This is a genomic window from Dietzia sp. IBK-p2-15D, from assembly GCF_057773105.1.
In genome coordinates this window covers 21522-48166 of record NZ_JBYMTK010000002.1, presented here as the reverse complement: position 1 = coordinate 48166, position 26645 = coordinate 21522, and the positions used below count along the sequence as shown (strand labels likewise).

Annotated in this window: 24 protein-coding genes; 15 read left to right on the top strand and 9 right to left on the bottom strand. The window is 69.6% G+C overall.

Features of this window, described 5'->3' with window-relative positions:
- The first annotated feature begins 15 nt into the window (after positions 1-15).
- A complete protein-coding gene (locus tag AC3DEV_RS03100) occupies positions 16-1476 on the top strand; it encodes an aldehyde dehydrogenase family protein (protein ID WP_488371263.1) in 1461 nt (486 codons plus the stop codon).
- On the opposite strand, the gene AC3DEV_RS03095 is transcribed toward AC3DEV_RS03100, so the two are convergent.
- The 5 genes from AC3DEV_RS03095 to AC3DEV_RS03075 all read right to left on the bottom strand — a co-directional run bounded on the left by AC3DEV_RS03095 (position 1466) and on the right by AC3DEV_RS03075 (position 7046).
- The gene (locus tag AC3DEV_RS03095) at positions 1466-3085 is read right to left on the bottom strand and encodes a sensor histidine kinase (RefSeq protein ID WP_488371262.1); all 1620 of its coding nucleotides are present in this window, start codon (positions 3083-3085) and stop codon (positions 1466-1468) included. The genes AC3DEV_RS03100 and AC3DEV_RS03095 overlap by 11 nt on opposite strands.
- The gene (locus AC3DEV_RS03090; protein ID WP_488371261.1) at positions 3082-4524 is read right to left on the bottom strand and encodes a glycosyltransferase family 2 protein; all 1443 of its coding nucleotides are present in this window, start codon (positions 4522-4524) and stop codon (positions 3082-3084) included. The genes AC3DEV_RS03095 and AC3DEV_RS03090 overlap by 4 nt, the downstream gene beginning before the upstream one ends.
- A complete protein-coding gene (locus AC3DEV_RS03085) occupies positions 4521-5777 on the bottom strand; it encodes a HEAT repeat domain-containing protein (protein WP_488371260.1) in 1257 nt (418 codons plus the stop codon). The genes AC3DEV_RS03090 and AC3DEV_RS03085 overlap by 4 nt, the downstream gene beginning before the upstream one ends.
- 16 nt (positions 5778-5793) lie before the next feature.
- Positions 5794-6171: a response regulator transcription factor gene (locus AC3DEV_RS03080; RefSeq protein ID WP_488371259.1), complete on the bottom strand. Its 378-nt coding sequence runs from the start codon at positions 6169-6171 to the stop codon at positions 5794-5796.
- Between the two features lie 68 nt (positions 6172-6239).
- On the bottom strand, positions 6240-7046 hold the full coding sequence (locus tag AC3DEV_RS03075) for a crotonase/enoyl-CoA hydratase family protein (RefSeq protein ID WP_488371258.1): 807 nt from the start codon (positions 7044-7046) through the stop codon (positions 6240-6242).
- An 82-nt stretch (positions 7047-7128) separates the two neighbouring features.
- Here AC3DEV_RS03075 and AC3DEV_RS03070 point away from each other — a divergent pair, with 82 nt between their 5' ends.
- Both AC3DEV_RS03070 and AC3DEV_RS03065 read left to right on the top strand, forming a co-directional pair.
- Positions 7129-8766 carry an acyl-CoA synthetase gene (locus tag AC3DEV_RS03070; RefSeq protein WP_488371257.1) on the top strand — a complete coding sequence of 546 codons (1638 nt, stop codon included), beginning with the start codon at positions 7129-7131 and terminating at the stop codon, positions 8764-8766.
- Positions 8767-8768: 2 nt separating this feature from the next.
- A complete protein-coding gene (locus AC3DEV_RS03065) occupies positions 8769-9875 on the top strand; it encodes an NAD(P)H-dependent flavin oxidoreductase (protein WP_488371484.1) in 1107 nt (368 codons plus the stop codon).
- Between the two features lie 176 nt (positions 9876-10051).
- On the opposite strand, the gene trhA is transcribed toward AC3DEV_RS03065, so the two are convergent.
- The 4 genes from trhA to AC3DEV_RS03045 are packed head-to-tail and all read right to left on the bottom strand — an operon-like array spanning position 10052 to position 14809.
- The gene (gene trhA, locus AC3DEV_RS03060) at positions 10052-10783 is read right to left on the bottom strand and encodes a PAQR family membrane homeostasis protein TrhA (RefSeq protein WP_181694273.1); all 732 of its coding nucleotides are present in this window, start codon (positions 10781-10783) and stop codon (positions 10052-10054) included.
- 21 nt (positions 10784-10804) lie between these two features.
- Positions 10805-12478, bottom strand: coding sequence for an AMP-binding protein (locus AC3DEV_RS03055; protein WP_488371256.1), 1674 nt, complete (start codon positions 12476-12478; stop codon positions 10805-10807).
- The gene (locus AC3DEV_RS03050; protein ID WP_488371255.1) at positions 12475-13545 is read right to left on the bottom strand and encodes an acyl-CoA dehydrogenase family protein; all 1071 of its coding nucleotides are present in this window, start codon (positions 13543-13545) and stop codon (positions 12475-12477) included. Before AC3DEV_RS03050 ends, AC3DEV_RS03055 begins: the two co-directional genes overlap by 4 nt.
- 1 nt (position 13546) lies before the next feature.
- Complete coding sequence (locus AC3DEV_RS03045) at positions 13547-14809, bottom strand: acyl-CoA dehydrogenase family protein (RefSeq protein WP_096906017.1); 1263 nt, start codon at positions 14807-14809, stop codon at positions 13547-13549.
- Positions 14810-14916: 107 nt separating this feature from the next.
- On the opposite strand from AC3DEV_RS03045, the gene AC3DEV_RS03040 reads away from it, so the two are divergent.
- The 12 genes from AC3DEV_RS03040 (at position 14917) to AC3DEV_RS02985 (ending at position 26619) form a co-directional block, all read left to right on the top strand.
- Complete coding sequence (locus tag AC3DEV_RS03040; protein ID WP_067712138.1) at positions 14917-15111, top strand: ferredoxin; 195 nt, start codon at positions 14917-14919, stop codon at positions 15109-15111.
- 8 nt (positions 15112-15119) lie between these two features.
- A complete protein-coding gene (locus AC3DEV_RS03035) occupies positions 15120-16037 on the top strand; it encodes a 3-oxoacyl-ACP reductase (protein ID WP_067712141.1) in 918 nt (305 codons plus the stop codon).
- A gap of 260 nt (positions 16038-16297) precedes the next feature.
- Entirely contained in the window at positions 16298-17062 is a 765-nt protein-coding gene (locus AC3DEV_RS03030; RefSeq protein ID WP_096906016.1) for an MlaE family ABC transporter permease, read from the top strand.
- A gap of 10 nt (positions 17063-17072) precedes the next feature.
- The gene (locus tag AC3DEV_RS03025) at positions 17073-17915 is read left to right on the top strand and encodes an MlaE family ABC transporter permease (RefSeq protein WP_371607075.1); all 843 of its coding nucleotides are present in this window, start codon (positions 17073-17075) and stop codon (positions 17913-17915) included.
- A gap of 9 nt (positions 17916-17924) precedes the next feature.
- Positions 17925-19163 carry an MCE family protein gene (locus AC3DEV_RS03020; protein WP_182658413.1) on the top strand — a complete coding sequence of 413 codons (1239 nt, stop codon included), beginning with the start codon at positions 17925-17927 and terminating at the stop codon, positions 19161-19163.
- Entirely contained in the window at positions 19160-20215 is a 1056-nt protein-coding gene (locus tag AC3DEV_RS03015; RefSeq protein WP_488371254.1) for an MCE family protein, read from the top strand. Before AC3DEV_RS03020 ends, AC3DEV_RS03015 begins: the two co-directional genes overlap by 4 nt.
- Positions 20208-21356, top strand: a complete 1149-nt coding sequence (locus AC3DEV_RS03010; RefSeq protein ID WP_488371252.1) for an MCE family protein — start codon at positions 20208-20210, stop codon at positions 21354-21356. Before AC3DEV_RS03015 ends, AC3DEV_RS03010 begins: the two co-directional genes overlap by 8 nt.
- The gene (locus AC3DEV_RS03005) at positions 21353-22618 is read left to right on the top strand and encodes an MCE family protein (RefSeq protein WP_488371251.1); all 1266 of its coding nucleotides are present in this window, start codon (positions 21353-21355) and stop codon (positions 22616-22618) included. Before AC3DEV_RS03010 ends, AC3DEV_RS03005 begins: the two co-directional genes overlap by 4 nt.
- Positions 22618-23886 carry an MCE family protein gene (locus AC3DEV_RS03000; protein ID WP_488371250.1) on the top strand — a complete coding sequence of 423 codons (1269 nt, stop codon included), beginning with the start codon at positions 22618-22620 and terminating at the stop codon, positions 23884-23886. Before AC3DEV_RS03005 ends, AC3DEV_RS03000 begins: the two co-directional genes overlap by 1 nt.
- The gene (locus tag AC3DEV_RS02995; protein ID WP_335672364.1) at positions 23883-25301 is read left to right on the top strand and encodes an MCE family protein; all 1419 of its coding nucleotides are present in this window, start codon (positions 23883-23885) and stop codon (positions 25299-25301) included. The genes AC3DEV_RS03000 and AC3DEV_RS02995 overlap by 4 nt, the downstream gene beginning before the upstream one ends.
- Positions 25301-25843: a hypothetical protein gene (locus AC3DEV_RS02990; protein ID WP_096906008.1), complete on the top strand. Its 543-nt coding sequence runs from the start codon at positions 25301-25303 to the stop codon at positions 25841-25843. The genes AC3DEV_RS02995 and AC3DEV_RS02990 overlap by 1 nt, the downstream gene beginning before the upstream one ends.
- A complete protein-coding gene (locus AC3DEV_RS02985) occupies positions 25840-26619 on the top strand; it encodes a hypothetical protein (protein ID WP_488371249.1) in 780 nt (259 codons plus the stop codon). Before AC3DEV_RS02990 ends, AC3DEV_RS02985 begins: the two co-directional genes overlap by 4 nt.
- Positions 26620-26645 lie beyond the last annotated feature (26 nt).

Sequence of the window (26645 nt, the reverse complement as noted above, 5' to 3'; positions counted from 1 at the left end):
TTCTACCCTGGTGGCATGGCCACGACCCCCACCGCGCGCGATCTCACGCTCGCGCAGATCCTCGAGCGGCAACAACAGGCGTTCCTCGCCGACCCGCAGCCCGGCGCCAAGATCCGCCGCGACCGCATCAGCCGGCTCAAGAAGCTCGTCCTGGACAACGCCGCCGAGCTCACCGAGGCCATGCGCGAGGACTACGGCTCCCGCCCCGAGACGCTCTCCACGCTCACCGACATCGCCTCCTCCATCCCGGACCTGGACCACCAGCGCGGCCACGTGCGCAAGTGGATGAAGCCCACCCGCCCCTCGCGCGCACTGGACCGACTGGGTTTCACCCAACAGATCCGACACGACCCCAAGGGCGTCGTGGGGATCATCGGCCCCTGGAACTTCCCGCTCTACCTCACGATCGTCCCCGCGGGCTCCGCGCTGGCCGCCGGCAACCGGGTGATGATCCGCCCGAGCTCGGTCACCGCGCACACCACGGAGGTGCTCTGCAGCCGGGCGCCCGAATACTTCGCCGTCGACGAGCTGGCCTTCGCCGGCCCCGAACACGGCCGCGGCGCCGACTTCTCCCGCCTCCCGTACGACCACCTGTTCTTCACCGGCTCGCCAGGGGTCGGCAAGTCCGTCGCCAAGGACGCCGCGGAGAACCTCACCCCCGTCACCCTCGAACTGGGCGGCAAGAACCCGGTCCTAGTCGACACCAGCGCCGACATCGACCGGGCTGCGCGCAGCATCGCGTCCTCCCGCCTCGTCAACGGCGGTCAGGTGTGCATGTGCCCGGATTACGTGTTCGTCCCCGAGGACGGACTGGACGCGTTCTGCGACACCGTGCTCGACCAGTGGCGCACCAGCCTGCCCGCGATCGTCGGAAACCCCGAGTACACGGCGACCGTCAACACCTCGAACTACGAGCGGATCGTCGGCCTGATCGACGACGCCGTGGGGAAGGGCGCCGACAAACGCGACGCCGCGCCGGCCGGCGAACGGCTGCCCGACCCGGTCGGCCGCAAGATCGCGCCCACCCTGCTCACCGGCGTGACCCCGGACATGGAGATCGACTCCGAGGAGGTGTTCGGCCCCGTCCTCACGGTATTCGGCTACAGGGGCCTCGACGAGGCGATCCGCTACGTCAACGACCGGCCCAGCCCGCTCGTCCTGTACTGGTACGGGGACCGAAACGACCGCTTCGAGACCGTCGCCGACCGCACCCGCTCCGGCAACATCTACGGCAACGACTTCGGGATCGGCATGGCCTCGTCCGCCATCCCGTTCGGCGGCGTCGGCAACTCGGGCATGGGCGGTTACCATGGCCACTACGGCTTCCGGACGTTCACTCACGAGCGGGCGGTGGCGCACCACTCGTTCGACCGCAGCGTCTCGGAGGTTATGGTGCCGCCGTTCACCAAGGACAAACAGCGGATGGCCTCGGGATACCTGAGGGCGATGCAGGTCCGGACACGGCTCAAGCTGTAGTCGGGCCGCGGCCCCCGGGGACGGTGTCCTTGGGGGCGCTGTTCCCGGGGGCGCTGGCCCCGGGGGGGCGGACGTGGTGCAGCGGCACGGTCAGCCGGAAGGTGGTGCCCTCGCCCTCCGCCGAGTCGAAATCCAGGCCGCCGTCGTGACCCTCGGCGATCGCTTGGACGATGCTCAGCCCCAGCCCGGTTCCGGGGATGGACCCACGCTGGGCGGTGCTCGACCGGAAGAACCGCGTACCCAGGTGCTCGTGCTCGGCCTCGGGGATACCGATGCCGGTGTCGGACACGGTGACGGTCGCCGCGTCGTCGTCCGCGGTGAGGGTCACGGTGACCGACCCACCCTCCGGGGTGAACTTGATGGCGTTGCTCACCAGGTTGGTCACCGCCCGCTCGAGCTGCAGTGAGTCGCCCGTGACCTCGGCCGGATCGATCCGCTCGGCGAGAGTGAGGTCGGCGCGGGCGGCCACGGGCCGGAGCGACTCGAGGACGTGACCCACCACCGCGTCGAGGTGGAGCCGGTCGTGATCGGTGTCGAGGCCCCTGGCCTCGATCCGGCTGAGCGTGAGCAGGTCTTCGATCAGGCCCTTGAGCCGGTCCGCGTTGCGCTGGACCACCGAGACCAGACGATGCTGGGCGGGGGTGAGGTCGCCGCCGTCGCCGTCGCACAGCATCTCGGTGTAGCCGATGATCGAGGCCAGCGGCGTGCGGAGTTCGTGGCTGACCGTGGAGACGAAGTCGTCCTTCTGCCGGTCCAGTTCCTCGAGCCTGCGGACGTGTTCCTCCCGGCCCGCCTCGTAGTCATCTCTGGCGTCCAACAGCACGTTGAACGCCGCGGCGAGCGCGCGGACCTCCGTCGGGCCCTCGTCGGTGCGGGCGCGGGTACCTCGTCCGCCCTCGGTGTCGTTCCGGGCCACCTCGGCGAGTTCCTCGATGGGATCGACGATCGTCCGGGCGGTCCGGCGGGTGTCACGGATGATCGCGGTGGAGGCCAGGAAGATGATCACGAAGGTCAGCGCGGACCCGCTCCACAGCGTGACCGTCCGCCAGGTGCGCATCTCCGCCCGCTTGTCCATGGCCGCGGAGAGCAGCGTGTCGGCGGCGGTGACCATCGCCGTGAAGTCCATGACCGCGTCAATGTTCTCCTGCTGGCTGAGGGGGGACTCCCCGGCGGCGAGCTCGGGCGTCGTCCCGACGACCGCCTCGGCGTAGCGCCACCACGACTCGGAAGCGGAAGTGAGCTTGCCGAGGGCGGGGGAGAAGGCGTCGTCGTCCCCGACCAGACGCTGCAGCTCGGTCAGTGCCTCCCGCGAGTCCGTCTCGAGTACCCGCAACCTGTCCTCCACGCCGGGAAGGCCGTACGCGCGATCCATCCGCAGATCCGACTGGGCCCAGCGCATGGCGATCACCAACCGGCTGGTGGTGTCGACGACGGGGGTATAGATGGAGCTGGTGCGCTGGGAGAAGTAGAACTGGACCAGCAGGAGGGTGGGCCCCAGCAGCGCGATCACCACCACGAGGACGAGCATGCTGCGGCTCTTGCGGCGCAGGACCTCGGAGACCTTCTCGGCGGGCCGTCCGGAATCCGGGGTCGTCGCTGCTTCCGTCACGACGCCCCCTCCGTGGTGAAGCCGCGGCGCGTCATGACGCCCCACTGCTGCTCGCTCCCGCGCAGCGCCTGCCACCAGCCCCGGAGGCGCCAGATGACGTGGAGCTGGCGGTAGCCGATGTTCTCGAGGACCGACGATGCGATGAGGGAGAGCATGCTCCCGAACCGGTGGTAACGAGAGAAGTACACCTCGTCTACGGCGGCTGCGGTGAGTGCGACGACGATCGCATACCCGTAGGCCACGGCGAGGAACAACCAGAAGGTGGTGGGATTGACCAGGCCCAGGACGAACCCCAGGACCATGAGCACCAGGCCGACCGCCTCGATGAGGGGCGCGAACAGTTCGAAAGCCCAGTAGTAGGGGACGGCGAGCGTGCCGGCCCGTCCGTATCGCGGATTGCCGAACATCACGCGGTGTTTGACCAACGTCTCCCAGAGCCCGCGGTGCCATCGCGCGCGTTGCTTGCCGAGAACCTTCAGGGTCTCCGGCACCTCTGTCCAGCACACAGGCTCGGGGACGAACGTCACCTGGTAGTCCTGGTCGCGCTCGCGGAGTAGACGGTGGAGGCGCATGACGAGTTCGAAGTCCTCGCCGATGGAGTCGGGGTCGAGTCCGCCGACCTCCACGAGCAGGTCGCGTCGGAAGCAGCCGAAGGCGCCGGAGATGAGGATCAGCGCCCGCAGCTTGGACCATCCTGACCGGCCCAGGAAGAATGACCGTAGATATTCGAGCGCCTGGATCTGGGCGAGGAGATTGCGTGGCATCCGGACATCGACGATTTGCCCCGACCGAATGGTGCACCCGTTGGCGACTCGCACGACACCGCCGGTGGCAGCGGTGCGAAGCGGGTCGTCCGCGAACGGCTCGGTGACGATGAGCAGTGCGTCGGGGTCCAACAGGGAATCGCCGTCGACGCAGATGATGAGGTCCTCCACCGCGGTGTTGATGCCGACGTTGACGGAGTCCGAGCGCCCCGAGTTGGCTTTGTCGATGACGGTGAGCCGGGTGTATCCGTCGCGCGGGACGTAGATCCCGCGGGGCACCTGCCGGGTCGGGATGTCGTGGGGCACCTCACGGTCGGCACGGACCAGATCGAACGCCTCGACGAGGACGCGGAGGGTCTCGTCGGAGGACCCATCGTTGACGACGATCACCTCGTGGCGGTGGTAGCGCAGTCCGAGGAGTGAGCGGGCGGCCTCGACGACGCCGGCCGCCTCGTTGTAGGCGGGGACGACCACCGAGACCCCCGGCGCCGTGTGGCTGCCGAGACGTTCGACGCGACCGGAATGACGACGACGACGACGCGTGCTCCTGAAGTCCACGGCTGCGGCGATCACGAGCACCAGGTACGAGGAGTTGATGAGCACGAAGTAGAGCAGGATGGGCCAGGCGATGAGATCCAGCAGAGTCGCGATCACCACGCGGAGTGTCTCGATCACGGGGCCGGCTCCTCGTCCCGGTGGGCATCGTGATGCGTGGGCTCGCCGGCCCGCCGGGCGCTCATGGCGAGGTCGTACAGGTCGGGCCTGCGCTCCCGGATGGCGATGGCGGTCACCGCCCCCAGCGAGGCGAGTGCGGCCAGGTCGTCCTCCGACACCACTGAGGTGTCCCGGACGGAGATCTCCGGCGGGATGGTGCCGCGTTCCAGGGCGTCGACGAGGACGGCCTCGCCCCTCCGGCCGAGGGAGGCGAGCGCGCCGGCGGCCACCTCGGCCAGTCTCCGGTCGGGATCGGCCAGAACGGTCCGAAGGGGCGGGATCGCGGCCGGGGCGCCCAGTTCACCGAGGGCAGTGGCGGTGGCCAGTCGCACGGTCGCCGACTCGTGGGCCCCGAGGGCCCGCCCGAGATCGTCGATGACGCGGGCGTCCCCGATCATCCCGAGCGTGCGCGCGGCGGCCGCACGTACCCGCTCGTCCCGGTCGGTGCGGAACAGGTGCAGGATGCGGGGCAGCAGGGAGGCCATACCGCCGCGGGCCGCGACGGTGGCGGCGACGTACCGCACACCGGGGTCCGGGTCGTCGAGACCGCGCCGCACCGCCTCGCGGACGTCGTCGCCCATGGCCAAGAGGGCGTCCGCGGCGACGTGGGAGGGCACCCCGGAGATACCCCCGACCTCGCGGACAGCGCGCAACACCGCGTCGGCGTAGGTCGCGTCACCGAGCACCCCGAGGGCGCGCACGGCGGTCGAACGCACGGCGCGGTCGCGGTCCGTGAGCAGCCCCGCCAGGGGGGCCGCGTGCTCGGGCCGCCGCGTCGCCCCGAGCACCTGTGCCGAGCGGGCCCTGGTGGTGGCCGACAACGAGCGGACACCGCGGAGTGCACCGTCGACGGTGCCGTGCCCGTCGAGGATGTCGACCAGCGCGGTGACGGCACCGCCACGGACCTTGCCGAGCAGGTCGAGTACCGCGCGGTCGACCACCCGCGCCCGGTATCGGCTCAGCCTCCCGGGGGGCTCGCCCTCCGGATCCTCGTCCGCGGCGAGCGCGAGCAGCCGGGGCCGGATCGGCCGCAGGATGCGCTCGACACGACGACCACGGCTGATCCGCGCCGCGTGGGCCCACAGCATCACGATGATCAGCACGGCGATGGAGGCGACCAGGATCCACAGCGATGTGGTGAGCACGCTGGACGCGACCTCGGGCGCGACGTCGTCGAGCAGGGAGGGCGAGGGGTCGTCGTACGAGAGGAGCACCGGGCGGTCCGCGGTTCTACCGGCCGAGCAACGCGTCGACCCGGCGGAGTAGCTCCCGGGGACTGAAGGGTTTGATGACGTAGTCGTCGGCACCCGCCGCGAACCCCGCGTCGACCTCGGAATCCCGGGCGCGGGCGGTGAGGAGCAGGACGCGGCAGTCCTCCGGCCCCTCACCGTCCCGCAGGCGCCGGAGGACGTCGAGCCCGGACAGACCGGGCATCATGATGTCGAGGATGGCCAGGGACGGGGCGAAGCTCGTGATCGCCTCGAGGGCCTCCACCCCGTCGCGGGCGGTGCGGATCTCGTATCCGGCGTTGTCGAGCTTGAAGGCGACGAGCTCACGGATGTCGTCGTCGTCGTCGGCGATCACGACCCGCGGCCCTGGTCCTGTCACTGGCTCGCCCCACCCTTCGTCTCAACGGCTGTCACGTCGACCATATCGGCAGACCCGGGGGCGTGCAGTCACTCTCCCCGGAACTCGGGCGTGCGCTTCTCGGCGAAGGCCCGCGGGCCCTCCTTCGCATCGGCGGAGGCGAAGACCCGCCCGCCCACCTCGGCGTCGATGCGGAAGGCCTCCTCCTCGTGCATGCCCTCGGTGCGGCGGATGGTCTCGATCATCCCCCGGACCGCCAGCGGACCGTTCGCGGAGATGAGGTCGGCGATCTCCAGGGCCTTGTCGAGGGCCGATCCGTCGTCGACGACGTGGCCGATGAGCCCGACACGCTCGGCCTCCTCCGCGGTGAGGTGGCGGCCCGTCATGAGGACCTCCATCGCGACGGTGTATGGGATCTGGCGCACGAGTCGGACCGCCGAACCACCGAGTGGGTACAGGCCCCACCGCGCCTCGGAGACACCGAACTTCGCGGACCGTCCGGCGACGCGGATGTCGGTGCCCTGCAGGATCTCGGTCCCGCCCGCGATGGCCGGCCCCTCGACAGCGGCGATGAGCGGCTTGCTCAGTCGACGGCCCTTGAGCAGGGCCGGGAGCGTCGTGAGGTCCCAACCGCCGCCGGCGAACTTGTCCCCCGGGGCGTCGGAGTTCATGGCCTTGAGGTCGGCGCCCGCGCAGAAGAACCCGCCGGCGCCGGTGAGGATGCACGCCCGGATGTCGGGGTCGGTGTCCACCAGATCCCAGGCGGCCTCCATGCCCCGCATCATCGGCGCCGATAGGGCGTTCCTGGCCTCGGGGCGGTTCATGGTGACGATCAGGACGTGCCCACGCCGCTCGGTGAGCAGGTGCTGGTCCTCGGGCGTCGCGACGCTGGTCATCTGGGGCCTCCTGGAGGATTTCTTTATGCCGGGTTCGATGTAACCCACACCACGGGAAGGTAACACGTTCTAGTTTGGGGGCATGGCGTACACCATCGGAGATCTCGTAGAACACAGCGTGGACCGTGTCCCCGACCGGCTCGTGCTCGTCCAGGGTGATCGTGAGCTCAGCTTCCGGGAGTTCGAGGACCGTGCCAACCGACTCGCCCACCACCTGCAGTCGGTGGGGGTGGGGCCCGATGACAAGGTCGCGGTGTACAGCCGCAACACCGTCGAGGCCGTCGAGGCCATGGTGGCGATCTTCAAAATCCGCGCGGTCATGGTCAACGTGAATTTCCGCTACGTCCCTGCCGAGCTCGAGTACCTCCTCGACAACTCCGACGCCGTCGCGGTGATCCACGAGCGGCGGTACTCGCAGACCCTGGCCGAGGCCCTGCCCAGGACCCCGGGGGTCCGGCACTGCCTGGTGTTCGAGGACGGGACCGACGGGCCGGACCCGGTGGTCCCCGAGAGCGTCTTCGTGGCGCACTACGAGGACGCCCTGGCGGCGCAGTCCCCGGAGCGGGACTTCGGCGAGCGCTCGAACGACGACATCTACATGCTGTACACGGGTGGCACCACGGGTTCGCCGAAGGGCGTCATGTGGCGCCAGGAGGACGTGTTCATGGTCCTGGGCGGTGGCATCGATTTCCTCACGGGGGAGCGGGTCGCCGACGAATGGGAGCTGGCGAACAAGGCCGTCGACGGTGGGGTGCTGGTCCGGGCCGCGCTACCGCCGCTCATCCACGGTGGAGCCCAGTGGGCGATCCTCATGGCCCTGTTCGCCGGTCACACGAGTGTGCTCATCCCGGAATTCGACGCGGAGACGGTCTGGCAGACGGTCACCGACCGCAAGATCAACCTGATGTTCATCACCGGTGACGCGATGGCGCGCCCGATGATCGAGGCCTGGGACGCGGAGAAGTACGACCCCTCGTCGCTCTTCTACATCGGGTCCTCGGCCGCGCTCTTCTCGCCCTCGGTCAAGGACCAGTTCATCGAGGCCTTCCCCAACGCGATGATCTCGGACTCCATCGGGTCGTCGGAGACGGGCTTCTCGGGCATCGCACTGGCGGAGAAGGGGAAGACCCACACCGGCGGTCCGCGCGTGAAGATCGACGGCGAGACCACGGTCCTCGACGACGACGGCAACGAGATCCAACCCGGATCGGATGTCATCGGCAAGGTGGCCCGGACCGGTCACATCCCGCTGGGGTACTACAAGGACGAGGCCAAGACCGCGGCGACGTTCAAGACGTACAACGGCAAGCGCTACTCCATCCCCGGCGACGACGCCCGGGTCGAGTCCGACGGCACCGTCACGATGCTCGGCCGCGGCTCGGTGTCCATCAACACCGGCGGCGAGAAGGTGCACCCGGAGGAGGTCGAGGCGGCCCTCAAGACGCACCCCGACGTGTTCGACGCGCTGGTGATCGGCGTCCCCGACGAGCGGATGGGGCAGAAGGTCGCCGCCGTGCTGCACACCCGGGACGGCAAGTGCCCGCCCATCGAGGAGATCAACGAGCACGCGCGCACGGAGATCGCCCGCTACAAGTGCCCGCGCGCGGTCTGGGTCGAGACCTCGGTCAAGCGCAATCCCGCGGGCAAGCCCGACTACCGGTGGGCCGCGGACATCGCCGCGTCCCGCCCCGCAGACGACAGCCAGGAGATCAGCAAGTGAGCATTCGCACTTCCCTCACGGAGGAGTTCGGGATCGAGTACCCGGTCTTCGCGTTCACCCCGTCCAAGGCCGTCGCGGCCGCCGTGACCCGTGCCGGCGGCATGGGCGTGCTCGGGTGTGTGCGGTACAACGATGCCGCGGAACTCGACGAGGTCCTCACCTGGATGGACGAGAACACCGACGGCAAGCCCTACGGGGTGGACATCGTCATGCCCAACAAGGTCCCCACCGAGGGGAGCCCGGAGGACATCGCCGCGATGATCCCCGAGGAGCACAAGTCGTTCGTCTCCCGGGTCCTCGACGACCTCGGCGTCCCGCCGCTCGGCGATGACGCCGAGCACAACGCAGGGGTCATCGGGTGGCTCCACTCGGTCGCCCAGTCGCACGTGGAGATGTCTCTCAAGCACCGGCCGGTGCTCATCGCCAACGCCCTGGGCTCGCCGCCGAAGCACATCATCGACCTCGCCCACGAGAACGGGATGAAGGTCGCCGCCCTCGCCGGCGCCACCAAGCACGCCCTGGCCCACGTCGACAACGGCGTGGACATCGTGATCGCCCAGGGCGGCGAGGCGGGAGGTCACACCGGCGACGTCGCGACGATGGTGCTGGTCCCCGAGATCGTCAAGGCCCTCGACGGCCGGGCCCCGGTGCTGGCCGCCGGTGGCATCGGCGACGGGACCCAGGTCGCGTCCGTGATCGGGATGGGCGCGCAGGGCGCCTGGATGGGATCGCGCTGGCTCACGGCCGCCGAGTACGCCGAGGACGGCGGGTCGCAGGCCATGCAGAAGGCGCTCGTGGCCGCGACCAGCCGCGACACCGTCCGCACGCGCATCTACTCGGGCAAGCCCGCGCGGCTGCTCAAGAGCAAGTGGACCGAGGCGTGGGCCGCCGCCGACGCGCCGGACCCGCTGCCCATGCCGCTGCAGAACATCCTCGTCGCGGAGGCCCACCAGCGGATCTCCGAGGCGCAGGATCCCGAGGTCGTGGCGATGCCCGCAGGGCAGATCATCGGCTCCCTCGAGGGCGTGGTGCCCGTGGCCGAGACGATGGCGCAGATCGTCGCCGAGTACGAGGCCGCCGTCGAGCGACTGCGCACGACCCTGGCCTGACCGGCCGGGCCTGTCTCGCCGTCATCGGCCAGATCCGCTACTCCGATTCCGGATCCGCCAGCCCAATTCGGGTAGCGGATCCGGAATCGGGATAGCGGATTCTCGTTTCTGTATCGGGCGGCTCGCCGGAGCGGTCGCCCAGCTGGCCATCGGGCCAGCAGGTCGTCAGCAGGTCATCAGCTGGTCAGGACGAACAGCAGCATCGCGGCCCAGTGGCAGGCGAACGCGATCACGGTGCACGTGTGGAACACCTCGTGGAAGCCGAAGACGCCGGGGGCCGGGTCGGGTCGCTTGAGGCCGTAGACGACCGCGCCGCCGGTGTAGGCGACGCCACCGACCATCACCAGGATGACGGCGGCGAGGTTGGCGGTGATGAGGTCGCCGGCGAACCACACCGCGGTCCAGCCGAGGCCGATGTAGAGGACAACGTACAGCCAGCGCGGCGCGGACAACCAGAACAGGCGGAACAGGATCCCCAGCAGAGCCCCCGACCACACGAGCGTCAACAGGATCTGGGTGGTCGGGGGCTCCAGTGCCGCCACCGTCATGGGGGTGTACGTGCCGGCGATGAGCAGGAAGATGTTGGAGTGGTCGAGCCGGCGCATCAGGGCCGCGGCGCGTGGCCCCCAGTTCACCCGGTGGTACAGGGCCGAGATCCCGAACAGCAGGGTCGAGGTCGCCAGGAACACGGCGCAGGCCCAGGTCAGCGCGGTGCCCTCGGCGAGGACGGTGAGCACGACGCCCAGCGCGATCGCCACGGGCAGGGTGCCGGCGTGGATCCACCCCCGCAGCAGCGGTTTGGGCGGGACGGGCGCGGAGATACCGAAGTCGTCATCGGCGGCGACGGCATCGGCGTTGATGCCGTCGCCGGCGGGATGCTGCAGGTCGGGGTTCACGGCGTGGTCCACACGCCAAACCTACCGACGACCTCACCCGGGGGTGAAGGCCCCTCCACCGTCGGCGCGGACCCAGACCCTGTCCCCGGCCGACTCGGCGCCCAGCGAGCTGAGGTCGCGGGCCCGGAACTTGAAGCTGGCCGTCCGTGGCAGCGCGGCGGTCATCCGTAGCAGCGACGGCCACTGTTTGGGCCCGAGGTCGGGTTGGGCGGCGAGGAAATCGCCGAATCCGTCCGCCAGGGTCGAGACGTCTGCTCCCTCGCGTGGCACCACCGCCGCGGCGACGGCGTCGCCGATGACGGCCGGACCGCGCACCGACTCCGCCGGCACGGCGTACACGCCGACCTCCGCCACATCGGGGTGACGGCGTAGTACGCGTTCGATCGGTGCCGCCGCCAGGTTCTCCCCGTCCACGCGCATCCAGCCACCGGACCGGCCAGCGAAGTAGACCCATCCGTCGTCGTCGACGTACGCGAGGTCACCGGAGTGGAACCGGCCGCCGCGCATCCTCTCGGCGTCGGCGGCGGGGTCGCCGTAGTACCCGGAGAACAGGCCCGGCCCGTCGGCGACCATCTCACCCACGGACTCGTCGGCGTTGAGCAGGACACCGGCGTCGTCGAAGCGGGCGCGGGGGCACTCGTCCCCGGACTCCGGGTCGACTATCCGTACCCCGTCCGGCAGCGGACCGAGTGCGGCGTCGGGGGTCCCGGGCGTACGGGTGACGGAGATGCCGCCCTCGCTGGAACCGAACCCGTCCACCACGGTGACGCCGAAGCGCCGGGCGAACTCGCGGCGCACGTCGGCCGGGGCCTCGTTGCCGTAGACCACGAGCATCGGGTTGTCGGCGTCGTCGGGGCGCTCGGGGGTGGCCAGGATGTAGGACAGTGGTGCGCCGACGTAGTTGGCGAAGGTGCATCCGTGTCGCCGGACGTCGTCGAGCCAGTTGGAGGCGGAGAAGCGACGCCGCAGGGCGATCGAGCATCCGGAGTACAGGGCGATCGGCCACGCCACCATCACGGCGTTGGAGTGGAACAGCGGCATCGCGCTGTACACGCAGTCGTCCGCGCCGATCCCGAACCTCTCGGCGAGCATGCGGCCGGGCACGGAGATCTTGCTCTGCGTGATCCGGACGGCCTTGGGGTCGCCGCTCGTGCCCGAGGTGAACACCAGCGCGACGAGGTCGTCGGGGCCGGCTGGCACGTCCGCCACCTCGGGGAGCGCCGCGCCGGCATGCCGGTCCAGCAGCGCGGTCCACTCGGGGGAGTCGACGGAGACCACGGGCACGCCGGGGTCGAGCCCGTCCAGCAGTGCGGCGTTGTCGGTGTCCGTGAGGATGAGCGCGCAGTCGGCGAGGGCCGCGTCGCGGATCAGGGCCTCGCCGCGCCGCGTGGGGTTGAGCCCGGCCACGACGAGCTCCGAGCATGCCGCCGCGCCGAGCAGGTGGAGGTACTCGGGCGTGCCGGCCAGGAGGAGGCCGACGTGGGGACGTGCCGGTGGTGACGACGACGATGACGACGACGAGGTCATCAGTTCCCGTAGCGCCGCGATCCGCACGGCCACCGCACCGACGGCCTCCGACCAGGGCGTGAGCCGACCCTCGGACCAGATTCCGCGGTCGCCGACGGCGGACAGGGCGTGCACCGCGTCGGCGACGGAGGTGAACGGCTGGGCGGCGACGTCCGCGATCGTCTTCACCGCGCCGCTCACGCCGAGTACTCCCACGGGTCGCCCGCGGTGGCCAGCACGTCGCCCAGGTCGAGCAGTTGCCGGGTGGCGCCGCCGAGACGGAACTCGCCGGCCTTCGCGGCGAGGAAGTAGCGGTGGGCGGGCTCGGAGCGGTCCAACCCGACGCCGCCGTGGACGTGCACGGCGGTGTGGGCGAGGCGGTGGCCGGCGTCGCAGGCCCAGAAGTGGGCGGAGGCCACCGCCGCGTGTGCGGTCGGGCCGGGGTCGCCGCTACAGGCGTCGAGTTCGTAGGCGGCGCGCAGGGTGCTCAACCGGACGGCGTCGACGTCGATGGACCCGTCCGCCAGGCGGGCGGCGACGGCCTGGAACGTGCCGATGGGGCGACCGAACTGGTGGCGGGTGCTCGCGTACGCGGCGGTGCGCTCGAGCGCGGCCTCGATCACGCCCCACTGGTGGGCGGCAAGGTGGACGCGGCGGCGCAGGGCATCGAACTCGAGCGCCCCGGCGGCGAGCGCGGTGGCGGCACCGGGGTCACCGGTGACGAGCCCGCTGCACGAGTAGTCGACGGGGACCGTGCGTTCCACGGTGACCGCCGCGCCGTCCGCCACGTGTAGGCCGTCGGCCGAAGACCGGACGATCACATCGGCGATCGGCGCCCAGTCCACCTCCGGTGCGGAGCCGGACCAGCCGTCGGCGACAGCGGCGATCTCGCGCCCCTCCGCCACGGCGGTGGCGCGGTCGGTCTGCCCGGCCGCCTCGAGCAGGTGGGCCGCGCGTATCGCGGGGGACAGGGGAACCGGGGCGACGACCCGGCCCAACTCGCGTAGGACCAGGGCCTCGCCGATCACCCCCAGCCCGGCGCCGCCGAGCGACTCCGGGGCGAGGGCGGCCGGGACCCCGGCCCGGACCAGTTCCTCCCAGTATCGGGCGTGGAACCGGGCGGTGTCGCGGTCGGTTCCGCCGGACTCGGTGCCGGGGCCGAACCGGGCGTCGAGTTCTCGCAGGGAGTCGTCGGTGACCAGACGCTCGCCCATGTCACGGACGAGGGCGGTCAGCTCCGCGGTGGTGTCGTCGACGGAGAAATCCATGTCAGCGCTCCTTCCGGGCGGTGCTGGCGGACGGCGCGGGGGCGACACGTGGCGCCGGGGGCAGCCCCAATCCGGCGGTGGCGATGATGTCGCGCTGCACCTCGTTGGTGCCGCCCCCGAAGGTGAGGATGAGCGCCGATCGATGGAGGCGCTCGATGCGCCCGTGCAGGGCGGCGGTCGGGGAGTGGGAGCGCTGGTAGCCGCTCGATCCGAGGACCTCCATGAGCAACCGGTAGGCCTCGCACGCCGTCTCGGTCCCGTACACCTTGGTCGCCGACGCGGCGATGCGGGTGGGCGCGGCGGTGTCCGCGGAGACGATCTCCCAGTTGCGCAGGGCCAGGTACTCGGCCATCGCGTGGACGCGGGCCAGGTGGGTCCGCACCCACTCGTTGTCCATGACGGTGCCGTCCCCGGGCATGCCGACGTCCGCCGAGCGGGTGGTGCGCGCCCACTGCACGACCTGCCGCAGTGAGGCCTGCAGCGGCCCCGCCGAGGTCAGGGCGACGCGCTCGTGGTTGAGCTGGTTGGTCATGAGCGGCCAGCCGCCGTGCTCGGGGCCCACGAGGTTGCTCGCCGGGACCACCACGTCCTGGTAATAGGTGGCACTGGTGTCCGGGCCGGCCATCGTGTGGACCGGGGTCCACGAGAAGCCCTCGGCGTCGGTGGGCACCATGATCATGGAGATGCCCTTGTGGCGCTTGGCGTCCGGATCAGTGCGCGCGGCCAGCCAGATCCAGTCGGCGTACGCCACCAGCGACGTCCACATCTTCTGACCGTTGATCCGGTAGACCTCGCCGCCCTCGTGCTCACCGGTCCCGGGCTCGCGGACCGCCCGCGTGCGGAGCGACGCGAGGTCGGTGCCGGAGTCCGGCTCGGAGTAGCCGATGCCGAAGTGCAGCTCACCGCGGCTGATCCGGGGCAGGAAGTAGTTCTTCTGCTCGTCGGAGCCGAACGCCATGATGGTGGGCGCCACGGAGTTGATGGTGAGGAACGGCACCGGGACGCCGGCGATCGCGGCCTCGTCGGTGAAGATGAGCTGCTCGATCATCGGCCGGTTCTTCCCGCCGAATTCTTCGGGCCACCCCAGTGTCAGCCAGCCGTCTCGGCCCATCTCCGCGACGATCTCGCGGTACGCGTCGCCGTGCCCGTACTCGCCGGTGGTGGAGGTGAAGGCCTCGCGTCGTTCAGGGGTCATCAGTGCCGAGAAATACTCGCGCAACTCCCCGCGCAGACGTTCCTGGTCGGTGGTGTAGGTGATGTCCATATGCCCTAAGCTCATCGGTGAGTGGAACACGTTCTAGTGTCGTGTCTCACATAGTATCCAACCATCTCGCGGCCATGGTGGCCGTGGGTGCGACCGAGGAGGACGGCATGAGGATTGAAGTCGATCCCGACCGCTGCGAGGGGCAGGCCGTGTGCGTCGGCCTGGCGCCGAAGGTCTTCGAGCTGAACGACGACGACGAGGTCGTGCGTGTGATCGTCGACGAGGTCCCCGAGGACCTGCAGAAGCGCGCACTCAAGGCTGTGGAGAAGTGCCCGATGGCCGCGCTGAAGGCCGCGGAGTGACCGCGGGGATGGGTCGGGAGAAGCTCGACGCGGACCTTTCACTCGACGGGCGGGTCGCCGTGGTCACCGGGTCCGGCTCGGGTCTCGGCGCGGCCGAGGCGGTCGAGCTCGCCAGGTCGGGCGCGGCCGCGGTGGTCATCAACGACATCCGCGCCGGTGAAGCCGCAGACGCGGTGATCGCGGACATCGAGGCGGCCGGAGCCAAGGCGGCACTCGTCGTGGGCGACGTCTCCGAGCGGGAGACCGCCGACGCCATGGTGGCCGAGGCCCTCAAGCTCGGTGGGCTGCACGTGGTGGTCAACAATGCCGGGATCACGCGCGACAAGATGCTGTTCAACCTCTCCGACGAGGATTTCGACGCGGTCGTGAAGGTGCATCTGCGCGGTCACTTCCTGCTCACCCGCAATGCGGCCGCCCACTGGCGCGAGGAGAGCAAGAAGTCCGGGGGGCCGGTCTACGGCCGGCTCATCAACACCTCGTCGGAGGCGGGGCTCTTCGGCCCGCCCGGCCAGGCCAACTACGGCGCGGCCAAGGCCGCGATCACCGCGCTGACGCTGTCCGCGTCGCGGGTGCTGGAGCGCATCGGCTGCACCGCCAACGCGATCGCCCCGCGCGGTCGCACCGGGATGACGGAGGCGGTCTTCGAGCCCTGGGACCCCTCCGAAGGGCCGGATCCGCTCTCGCCGGACCGGGTCGCGGACCTCGTGTCCTACCTGGCCTCGCCCGCTGCCGCGGACGTCACGGGTCAGCTGTTCGTGGTATACGGCGGGATGGTGGCGCTCGTGGAGGCGCCCGTCGTGGAGAAGAGGTTCGACGCAGAGGGCGGCGTATGGGACCGTCGCGAGTTCGCGGATGCGATCTCCGGGCACTGGTCAGGCCGCCCGGAGGGCAAGTCCTTCTCCGCTGCGGAGATCATGAAGCTCTGAGTGGCGGGCCCGTCCCCGGCGTGATCGACATCGATCGCGCCGGGGACGACTTATTGGTGTGTCGGGCGTGTTAGATTCCCCCGACACGAGCTGGCAGGGGCACCGGTCGGGGGGATGGGGAAGCCCTTGCCAGATAGAACGCGTTCTAGATACTGTGTAATCGGGATCACACGAAACGGTCACTTGTTCAGGCCGGGGTAGTCCAGGCCACTGTGGCCGATCGCGCGTGGCCCGGGGGATGAAAGACAGGAGGGGGCGCCATGGCGAGGGTTATCGATGCGCCGCTCAGAGGGATCGGCGACTTCGTCGCCATGACGCTGGACACCTTCGTCTCCTTCCCGACGATCGTGCGACAGGGCCGGGAGTTCGTCGAGCAGTCCTGGTTCATCGCCCGCGTCTCGATGCTGGCCACCGTTCTGGTGGCGATTCCCTTCACGGTCCTGGTGAGTTTCACGCTCAACATCCTGCTGCGCGAGATCGGCGCGGCCGACCTGTCCGGCGCCGGAGCCGCTCTCGGCGCGGTGACGCAGGTGGGCCCCATGGTCACCGTGCTCATCGTCGCCGGCGCAGGCGCGACCGCCATCTGTGCAGACCTCGGAGCGCGCACCATCCGCGAGGAGATCGACGCGATGGAGGTGCTCGGCATCGATCCGGTCAAGCGCCTGGTGGTGCCCCGGGTCGCGGCGTCGACTTTCGTCGCCCTCCTGCTCAACGGGCTGGTGTGCACCATCGGCATCCTCGGCGGGTTCCTCTTCTCCGTGTTGCTCCAGGGAGTCAACCCGGGGGCCTTCGTCAACGGCATCACGCTGCTCACCGGCCTCGGCGAGTTGATACTCGCGCAGGTCAAGGCCGGGTTGTTCGGGATGCTCGCCGGGCTGGTCGCCTGCTACAAGGGGCTCTATGTCCGCGGTGGTCCGAAGGAGGTCGGCAACGCGGTCAACGAGACCGTCGTCTTCGCGTTCATGGCGCTGTTCGTCGTCAACACCGTGGTGACCGCCGTGGGTGTCAAGGTCCTGGGGGCGTGAGGTGACCGTCATCGAGACCACCCGGTTCCCGCGCCTCGCGCGGGCCCGGCACCACACCGTCGGCAGGATCGACGATTTCGGCGGCATCGCCCTGTTCTTCTGGCGAGCGCTTCTGGCCACGCCGCGGGCGCTCACGCATTACCGCAAGGAGACGCTGCGGCTCATCGCCGAGATCGCCATGGGTACGGGCGCGCTGGCGATGATCGGCGGCACCGTGGTGATCGTCGGGTTCCTCACCCTGGCCACCGGCGGCGTGATCGCCGTCCAGGGGTTCTCGTCGCTCACGGATGTCGGGGTCGAGGCGCTCACCGGTTTCTTCGCGGCGTTCATCAACGTGCGAATCGCCGCCCCGGTGATCGCCGGCATCGGGTTGGCGGCCACCATCGGGGCCGGTGCGACCGCCCAGTTGGGCGCGATGCGCGTGTCGGAGGAGATCGACGCACTCGAGGTGATGGCGATCGACTCGGTCACCTACCTCGTCTCCACGCGGATCGTCGCCGGGATGATCGCCGTGGTGCCGTTGTACTCCCTCGCCGTCATCGCCTCGTTCCTGGCGAGCCGGTTCGCGACCGTGGAGATCTACGGACAGTCCGGGGGCGTCTACGACCACTACTTCTCGACGTTCCTCATCCCCACGGACATCCTGTGGTCCTTCGTGCAGGCCATCGCGATGGCCATCACGATCATGCTCATCCACACCTACTACGGCTACAACGCGGCCGGCGGTCCCGCCGGAGTCGGCACCGCCGTCGGAAACGCCGTCCGCACCTCGCTCATCGCCGTGGTGACCGTAACCCTTCTCGTCTCCCTCGCGATCTACGGCGGAGACGGCAACTTCAACCTGTCGGGATAGGAGACACAGATGGCGAGGACGGTGAGTCAGAGCGACGCGGTGCCCAGGCGCATCGCGGCCGCGAGCCTGGCGCTGTTCATCGTCGTCGTGGTCGCGCTCTCGCTCCTGATGTTCGTGCGCGCCTTCGACGACCGGGTGCCGCTGACCGTGCGCAGCGATCGCGCGGGTCTGGTCATGGAGGCCGACGCGAAGGTGCGTTCGCGTGGCGTCGAGATCGGCAATGTCACCGACATCCGCCAGGAGTTCGACGGCGCGACCCTCGACATCGAGGTGGATCCCGCCGCTCTCGAGGCGATCCCGGCCAACTCGGTCGTGACGATCGGGTCCAATACGGTCTTCGGAGCCAAGTCGGTCGACTTCGAACCCCCGGCGCGCCCTGCCCCGACGGCCCTCGAGGCCGGGGCCGTCGTCGAGACGTCCAACGTCACCACCGAGGTGAACACCCTCTTCGAGGACCTCACCGTCCTGCTGGAGGCGATCGAGCCGGAGAAGCTCAACGCCACGCTGGGCGCCATCTCCGGCGCGGTCGACGGCCGGGGCGAGCAGGTGGGGCGCACGATCACCGATCTGAACGACTACCTGCAGGAGATCAACCCGCAGATCGAGACCCTCCAGCGCGACCTGGCCAAGGGGTCCCGGGTGGCCAACCTCTACGCCGACGTCACGCCCGACCTGATGCGGTTGCTCGACTCCGGCACGGACGTCGGCGCCAACGTGGTCAACAACCAGGCCCGGTTCGAGCAGTTGCTGGCCTCCAGCATCGGAACCGGGGAGACCGGCAAGCGGCTGCTGTCGGAGAACGGCAACGAGCTCGTCAAGACACTGTCGGACCTGCGGGCGTCCACCAGCCTGCTCGCCGAGTACTCGCCCATGCTGACCTGTCTGATCGTCGGGCTCAACCAGGGTGTCGAGGGCGCGATGTCCGCCTTCGGTGGCAAGGACCAGCCGGGCCTCGTGTTCAAGGCCGGTTTCCAGCAGGGTGCGCGCGCGTACGAGTACCCCAAGGACCTCCCGAAGGTCAACGCCAGCACCGGGCCCAACTGCTACGGACTGCCGTTCCCGGACCCGGACGTCCACGCCCCGTTCGTCGTCACCGACACCGGCTCCAACCCCGTGGAGGGTATGCCCGACGTGTTCACCTCTCGCCCCGCGCCGCTCTTCGGTCCGCTCCGTCCGACCGTCCCCGGGGTACCCGCCCCGCCGACCCTGTTGCAGGTCATGCTCGGCATGGACGGGGGCACCCCGTGAGCGCGGGGCGCGCGGCAGCGCGCGACCTCCGCGCCACCGTGGTGAAGCTGACGCTGTTCACCACGGTGATGGCGCTGGTCCTCATCGGTCTGGTGGTGGTCTTCAGCGAGTACCGGTCGGGTGACACCGAGGACTACAACGCCGCCTTCACCGACGTCTCCGGTCTCGAACCGGGGGACAAGGTGCGGATCGCCGGCGTCGAGGTGGGCACGGTCGGCAGCATCGAACTGGCGGAGGGGAACACCGCCGCCGTGGAGTTCTCGGTGGCCGGGGACCAGGTGGTCCACACCAGCACCGAGGCGATGGTGCGCTACGAGAACCTCACCGGGGACCGGTACCTGGAACTCAAACGCGGGGAGGGTGACCAGTCCCCGCTCGAGGTCGGCGGGACGCTACCGCTGTCCCAGACATCGCCGGCCCTGGATCTGGACGCGCTCCTCGGTGGGTTCCGACCGCTGTTCAAGGCGCTCGATCCCGGCCAGGTGAACCAGCTTTCCGAGTCCATCGTCAAGGTGTTCCAGGGGGAGGCGGGGACCGTCCAGGACCTGCTCGCCGCGACGTCATCCCTGACACAGACGCTGGCGGACCGCGATCAGCTCATCGGCGACGTGATCACCAACCTCAACGGAGTGCTCACCACGGTGGCGGACAACCAGGACAATGTGGATTCGATCGTCGACGACCTCCAGCAGCTCGTCTCCGGTCTGTCCGCGAACGCCGGACCGATCGGCGAGTCCGTCGACCGCCTCAACGACGCGAGCGCCAACATGACCACCCTGCTGGCCGACGTCCGCCCCGCCCTGCGTGAGGACGTCGCCCAGATCGACCGGGTGGCGACGCTCATCAACGAGGACGAGCCGTTCGTGGAGAACGTGATGAACCGGCTCCCGTCGGACTTCGAGAAGATGGGACGGCTCGGCGTCTACGGCAGCTTCTTCCAGTTCTATCTCTGCGGCGTGATCGTGCAGATCACGAACCCGGTCACCGGCCAGGGGCTCTACCTGCCGCAGTACGAGCAGACGACGGGACGGTGTTCGTTCCCCGATGAGTGACAAGTCGAACGGGGCCCCGCCGAAGGCGCCCCGCGGTCAACTCCGGTTCCGCGACCGGGATTCCAAGAAGCTGGGGATCTGGGGAGCGGTGGGCGCGGTGGCCTTGATGGGCATCTCCCTCAACTACGACCGCATCCCCTACGTCAACGGGATGAGCGATGCCACCGTCTACGTCGCCGACGCGGCCGGACTGACGACCGGCGACGAGGTCCAGGTGGCCGGGATGAAGGTCGGTTCGATCCGCTCGATCGAGTTGGACGGGGACCGTGTCCGGGTCGGCTTCACCATCGACCGGGACGTCGACCTGGGGACCGACACGTCGGCACAGATCAAGACGGACTCGATCCTCGGTCGACGCGCCCTCGGCGTGTTCTCGGATGGCCGCGGCGAGTTGGAGGACAACACGATCCCGCTCGATCGGACCTCCGTCCCGTACTCGCTCACCTCGGCGCTCGGTGACCTCAGCGACACGGTCGAGGCCATGGACACCGAGAAGGTGGACGAGGCCCTGACGGTGCTCGCGGAGACCATGGAGGGGTCCTCCCCGGAGGTCCGAGGTGCGATCGACGGGATCACCCGGCTCTCACGGGCCCTGAACGAACGTGACGAGGGGGTGCGGCAACTCCTCGAGAAGGCCGCCGGGACGACGGACGTCCTCGGCCGGCGAAGCGATCAGATCAATCAGCTCATGGTGGACGGCAACGTCCTGTTCACCCAGCTCGACCTGCGGCGCCGGGCGCTCAGTGAGCTGATCGTCAACATCGACGAGCTCTCCCGCCAGCTCTCGGGCGTGGTGCAGGACAACGAGGCTCAACTCGGGCCCGCCCTGGACAAGCTGGAGCGGGTCAGCGACCTGTTGATCCGCAACAAGGACGACATCGATCTGGGCCTGCGCCGGATCGTCCCGTTCTCGACCGCGCTGAGTGAGGCCGTGGCCTCCGGGCCGTGGTTCAACGCCTACGTGTCCAACCTGTCCCTCGGGCAGTACCAGCAGACCATCGTGCGGGACCTCCTGCCGCTGATCGACGACCGCGTCCAACCCGAACCCGGTCTCGTGCGGGAGCCGACCATGCCGGGTGTCCCGGGCCTGACCCTCATGGACGAACACCCCGGCTGGGGCGAGAAGAGGTTGCCCCGATGAGTCGACTCCTGTCCTCCACCGCGGCCAAGGTCGTGGCGCTGCTCGCCGTGATCGCGATCGTCGTGGGCGCGGTGTGGTTCTTCACCGGTCGGACCAAGACGATCACCGCCTACTTCCCGTCCACCCGGGGTGTCTACGAGGACGACACCGTGCGGGTCCTGGGTGTGCGAGTCGGCAGCATCTCCGAGATCGCCACCGAGGACGGCAAGTCCAAGGTGACCATGGAGGTCGATCGCGACGTCGCCATCCCGGCTGACGCCAACGCGCTGCTCGTCGCGCAATCCCTGGTCGCCGAGCGCTTCATCCAGCTCACCCCCGCCTTCACCGGTGGGGAGGAGATGCCCGACGGCGGGACGATCCCCGTCGAGCGGACGGCCGTCCCGGTCGAGTGGGACGGGGTCAAGGAGCAGCTCATGAAGCTCTCCTCGGCCCTCGGGCCGACCGGTGACGAGGAGACCGGTCCGCTCGGGGACTTCGTGGAGTCGGCGGATTCGATGCTCGAGGGCAACGGTGGCGAGATCCGCGATGCTCTCAGCGAGGTGTCGCAGACCATGTCGCTGCTGTCCGACGGCCGAGAGAACCTCTTCACCACCCTCAAGAACCTGCAGCTCTTCGTCACGGCCCTGTCCCAGAGCGAGGAGCAGATCGTCTCCTTCGGCGGCAGGCTCGCCAGCGTCTCCCAGGTGCTGGGCGACCAGACCGCGGACATCGATGCGGCCCTGCGCGATCTCGATCTGGCGGTGATGGACATCAACCGGTTCCTGGAGAACCACGGCGACCGTGTCACCACCGGTGTCGACAAGCTGGGCCGGGCGACCGAGGTCGTCCGCGACCGCCGGGCGGAACTGGAGGGCGTGCTGCACGTGGGGCCGACGGCGATGTCGAACTTCTACAACATCTACCGGCCGTACCAGGGTGTGCTCACCGGTGTCCTGGCCATGAACCAGATGGCCAACCCGACCAACTTCATCTGCGGCGCCATCGCCGGCCTGGCCAACAACACCGCCGAGTCCGATGCGCAATTGTGCGCCGAGTACATGGGTCCGCTGTTCAACTCGTTGACCTCCAACTACCCGTACGGCGCGGTCACCCCGCCGATCACCCCGACCGCCGAGCCCCACCAGATCTGGGATCGTCAGAAGCCCGGGACCCGGACCCCGCCCGGTGTGCAGCCGGTGTCGGACCGCCCGGACCCGCTGGTCAACGTCGTCAACCGTGGGGACAACCTCACCGACACCCTGCTCGTGACGGGAGGTGCCTGATGCTCGGCAACGGATCCGGGTCCCGCCTGCGGGCGGTCGGCGCGCTCGGCACGGTGGTCCTGCTCTCGGGGGCCGGGTGTTCGTGGCAGGGTCTCAACTCCCTTCCGCTCCCCGGGGCCCAGGGCAAGGGTGAGGGTGCCTACGAGGTGACGATCGAGATGCCCAACGTCACGACCATCACCCGCAACTCCCCGGTGCGGGTCAACGATGTCAACGTCGGTTCCATCACCGCCATGCGGGTGGAGGACTACACCGCGATCGTCACGATCAGCCTCAACGAGGAGGTCAGGCTCCCGGCCAACGCCCACGCCAAGATCGGGCAGACCAGCCTCCTGGGCTCCCAGCACCTCGAGCTCTTCCCGCCGCCGGAGGGCGACCCGCAGGGCACACTGGCGGACGGTGACGTGATCCCGCTGGCCCGCGCCGGCGTCTACCCAACCACCGAGCAGACGCTGTCGGCGTTGTCGGTCGTCCTCACCGACGGCGGCCTGGCCCAGTTCGAGACCATCGCCACCGAGCTCAACACCGCCCTGGACGGCCGCGAGATCGACGCCAACGAGGTCCTCACGCAGCTGGATACCACCGTCAGCGGACTCGACGACCAGCGTGCCGACATCATCGCCGCGATGGAGGGGCTCGACCGTCTGTCGCGACAGATCAACGAGCAGAACGACACCCTCGCCCGGGCCCTGGCCCAGATGCCGGAGGCGCTGACGTTGATCAACGACCAGAAGCAGCAGCTGACCACGGCCCTGGTCTCGCTCGGCGACTTCGGCAACAAGGCCAACCAGGTCATCGATGCGGGCGGCGGACAGGATCTCGTGGACAACCTCCGCGATCTCACCCCGGTGCTCGAGGGGCTGGCGAACGCCGGACGTGACATGACCCGGGTGCTCAGTTCGCTCATCACGTTCCCGTTCCCGCAGGCGGGTATCGACAACTTCCTGCGCGGGGACTACGCCAACCTGTACATCCACGCCGACGCGACGATGCCGCGCCTGGCGGAGACCATGCTCCTGGGCACCGAGTTCGGTAACCGGATGGCGGGAGTCGAGGGCTACATCGGACTCGCACCGAATCCGCTCGCCGGGGCGGACCCGTACTCCCTCGACGTGCCCCGGCCGGAGCCCGCACCCGACGGCGCGCCCGCACCCGACGGCGTGCCCGCGGCCGCGGGGGCCGCCACCGCGCCGGCGCAGGAGCAGACCGCCGGGGATCCCGCGCCCGCGGAGCCGTCCGCCACCCCGACCGAGGAGGCACCGCGATGACCCGTCTCGTCAGGATCCAGTTGACGATCTTCGCCGTGGTCACCGTTCTGGCCCTCGCGGTCATGTCCGTGTCCTACCTCAAGCTGCCCACGGCCTTCGGATGGCAGCGCACGGACGTCGCCCTGGAGATGCCCGACACCGGCGGCCTCTACCAGAACGCCAACGTCTCGTACCTCGGCAACGTCATCGGTCGTGTCGACTCCGTCACCCTCACACCCGGGCACGTCGTGGCGAACCTGCACTTCGACGCGCGGGCCGATGTCCCGGAGAACGTCCGGGCCCAGATCCGCAGCGTCTCGGCGGTCGGTGAGCAATACGTGGAGTTCGTCCCGGAGGGCGAACCGAGCGGCGAGCTGGCGGACGGGTCCGTGCTCGGGCGGGACCGGGTCGACATGCCCCAGGGGATCGGACCGGTACTGGACCAGGCCACCGTGCTCATGGCGTCGATCGACGATGCCAAGATGCGACGCGTGATCTCCGAGTCGTTCGACGCGTTCAACGGCTCGGAGCGCGACCTGCAGCGCTTCCTCGACTCGGCCCAGTTGTTGCTCGAGGAGGCCCGTTCCAACACGGACGTCACCCGTCAGCTCATCGCCGACGCCGAGCCGGTCCTGGACTCCCAGCTCCGCTCGTCGGACTCGATCCGGGCCTGGACCCGGAACCTCGCGGACCTGACCGATCAGCTCCGGACCAACGAGCCCCAGCTGACCTCGATCATCCAACGCGGCCCGGACTCTCTGGCGCGGGCGACCAAGGTCCTCAACGATCTGCAGCCGACCATGCCGGTGCTGGTCGCCAATCTGGTGAGCGTCGGCGAGGTGGGCGTCGTCTACAACCGCTCCATCGAGCAGCTCCTCGTGATCTACCCCGCCCTGGTGTCCTCGCTCATCACCGCCATCAACGGCGCCAAGGACACCGGTGAGATCAAGGTGGACTTCAACCTCCAGATCAACGAGACCCCGCCGTGCACCACCGGCTTCCTCCAGGCCGATCAACGCCGCTCGCCGGCGGACCTCTCGGTGCCGCCGCTGATCAACGGCATCTACTGCAAGGTGCCCCAGGACTCGCAGCAGGTCGTGCGAGGCGCCCGCAACCTGCCGTGCATGGCGTACCCCGGCCGGCGGGCGGCGTCGCCCGCCGAGTGTGCGGCGGACGACTACCAGCCCGAGGGGATCAACCCCCCGGACACGAGCGAGGTCGGTCCGCCCGGGAACAACCCCAACGGGTGGAACGTTGTGCCGTCGTCGGACACCGGTGAACAGGAGATCCGCACGTCGGCCGCGATGTACGACCCGTCGACGGGCGAATACCTGGGCGCCGACGGCAAGACGTATCGTCAGCTCAATCTCGGTGATGCCGGACGACTCTCGGCGGACGCCGACCTGGCCGACATCCTCACGAACGGAGTGACCTAGTGCCACAGCCGGACGACAATCCCGCCGACCGTGGGCGCCTGTGGCTCACCGTGACCGCGGTGGTCGCGGCGGTCTGCCTCGTGGCCGCCGTCGTCGCGACGTCGCTGTGGCTGGGTGAGCGGAACGCGGCGGCCTCCGTGCGCGCCGACCGGGCCTCCGCTGCCGAACTCGACGCCTCGTACCGTGACTTCGCGACGACCGTGATGACCAAGCTCATGACCATCAGGCAGGAGACGCTGTCGGAGGACGTCGACGAGATCGTCGGCCTGATCGACGGTGATTTCTCGGAGCAGTTCGCGCCTCGCCGCGATTCGTACGAGGACGTCGTCAAGACCACCAACGTCGTCGCCGACGGTGTGGTGTCCGCCGCCGCCGTCGAACACTCCTACCCCGACCGGGCCGAGGTGATCATGGCGATCGACCAGACCATCGGCAACCCGAAGTCCGATGAGGACCAGGACCGCCAGTACCGTGTGCGCGTGACCGTGAACCGACACGACGACGGCGAGATGAAGGTCACGGGGGTGAACTTCATCCCATGACCACTCCCGACTCCGACATCCGCGCCACCCGTCGCGCCCGGCGCGAGGCCGAACGCGCGGCCCGCGCCCAGCGCAAGGCCGACGCCGCCCGCGAGCGTGCCCTCGAGGCCGCACGGGCCGGTGGGCTGTTCGAGGGCATGGAGGCCATGCCCCGCACCGAGACCGCCGACGCACGAGCGGATGAGGACACCGCCGGCGGGGCGACCGCCCGGCCGGCCTCCGCGACGCCCTCGCCCTCGCCGGCGCCGGCGTCCCGCGAACCGATCGACCCGGCTCGTCGGCGCACCCTGATCACCGCCCTGGCGCTGGTGTCGGCGGTCCTCGTCGTCGTCACCGGCCTGGCCACGTGGCAGTACGTCGAGGCCCGCGAGGCGACGGCGATCGAGGAACAGATCGCGGCCGCGCCCCGGGCGGCCACCGACGCGGCGCGCGAGATCACCACCCAGATGTTCACCTACGACCACCGGACGGTGGACGCGGACCTCGGAGCGGTACGGGAACGGCTCGCCGACCCGGCGCTGTCGGAGTTCGTCGAGCAGTCCATGCCGACCGTCGCCTCCGCAGCCAAGGAGCAGGAGGCCACCGTCTACGCGACCGTCGCCGCCGCCGCGCCGCAGGAGGTGACGGACGCCGAGCACGTCACCGTGCTGGTCATGCTCAACCGGATGGTCTCCACCAAGGACGCGCCCGAGGCGGCCAGTTCGGCCTCACGGCTGAGCGTGGACATGGTCCGCCAGGATGGGACGTGGAAGCTCGCCGAGCTCAACGCGCTCTGACCCGGACGCGCTCTGACCCGGTAGCG

Excerpts from the sequence above, each read along its gene's own strand:
- AC3DEV_RS03005 (WP_488371251.1), top strand. The coding sequence starts at position 21,353 with ATGAGTCGACTCCTGTCCTCCACCGCGGCCAAGGTCGTGGCGCTGCTC.
- AC3DEV_RS03035 (WP_067712141.1), top strand. The coding sequence starts at position 15,120 with ATGGGTCGGGAGAAGCTCGACGCGGACCTTTCACTCGACGGGCGGGTC.
- AC3DEV_RS03020 (WP_182658413.1), top strand. The coding sequence starts at position 17,925 with ATGGCGAGGACGGTGAGTCAGAGCGACGCGGTGCCCAGGCGCATCGCG.
- AC3DEV_RS03100 (WP_488371263.1), top strand. The coding sequence starts at position 16 with ATGGCCACGACCCCCACCGCGCGCGATCTCACGCTCGCGCAGATCCTC.
- AC3DEV_RS02995 (WP_335672364.1), top strand. The coding sequence starts at position 23,883 with ATGACCCGTCTCGTCAGGATCCAGTTGACGATCTTCGCCGTGGTCACC.
- AC3DEV_RS03030 (WP_096906016.1), top strand. The coding sequence starts at position 16,298 with ATGGCGAGGGTTATCGATGCGCCGCTCAGAGGGATCGGCGACTTCGTC.
- AC3DEV_RS03050 (WP_488371255.1), bottom strand. The coding sequence starts at position 13,545 with ATGGATTTCTCCGTCGACGACACCACCGCGGAGCTGACCGCCCTCGTC.
- AC3DEV_RS03070 (WP_488371257.1), top strand. The coding sequence starts at position 7,129 with ATGGCGTACACCATCGGAGATCTCGTAGAACACAGCGTGGACCGTGTC.
- AC3DEV_RS03075 (WP_488371258.1), bottom strand. The coding sequence starts at position 7,046 with ATGACCAGCGTCGCGACGCCCGAGGACCAGCACCTGCTCACCGAGCGG.
- AC3DEV_RS03000 (WP_488371250.1), top strand. The coding sequence starts at position 22,618 with ATGCTCGGCAACGGATCCGGGTCCCGCCTGCGGGCGGTCGGCGCGCTC.
- AC3DEV_RS03045 (WP_096906017.1), bottom strand. The coding sequence starts at position 14,809 with ATGGACATCACCTACACCACCGACCAGGAACGTCTGCGCGGGGAGTTG.
- AC3DEV_RS02985 (WP_488371249.1), top strand. The coding sequence starts at position 25,840 with ATGACCACTCCCGACTCCGACATCCGCGCCACCCGTCGCGCCCGGCGC.
- AC3DEV_RS03010 (WP_488371252.1), top strand. The coding sequence starts at position 20,208 with ATGAGTGACAAGTCGAACGGGGCCCCGCCGAAGGCGCCCCGCGGTCAA.
- AC3DEV_RS03040 (WP_067712138.1), top strand. The coding sequence starts at position 14,917 with ATGAGGATTGAAGTCGATCCCGACCGCTGCGAGGGGCAGGCCGTGTGC.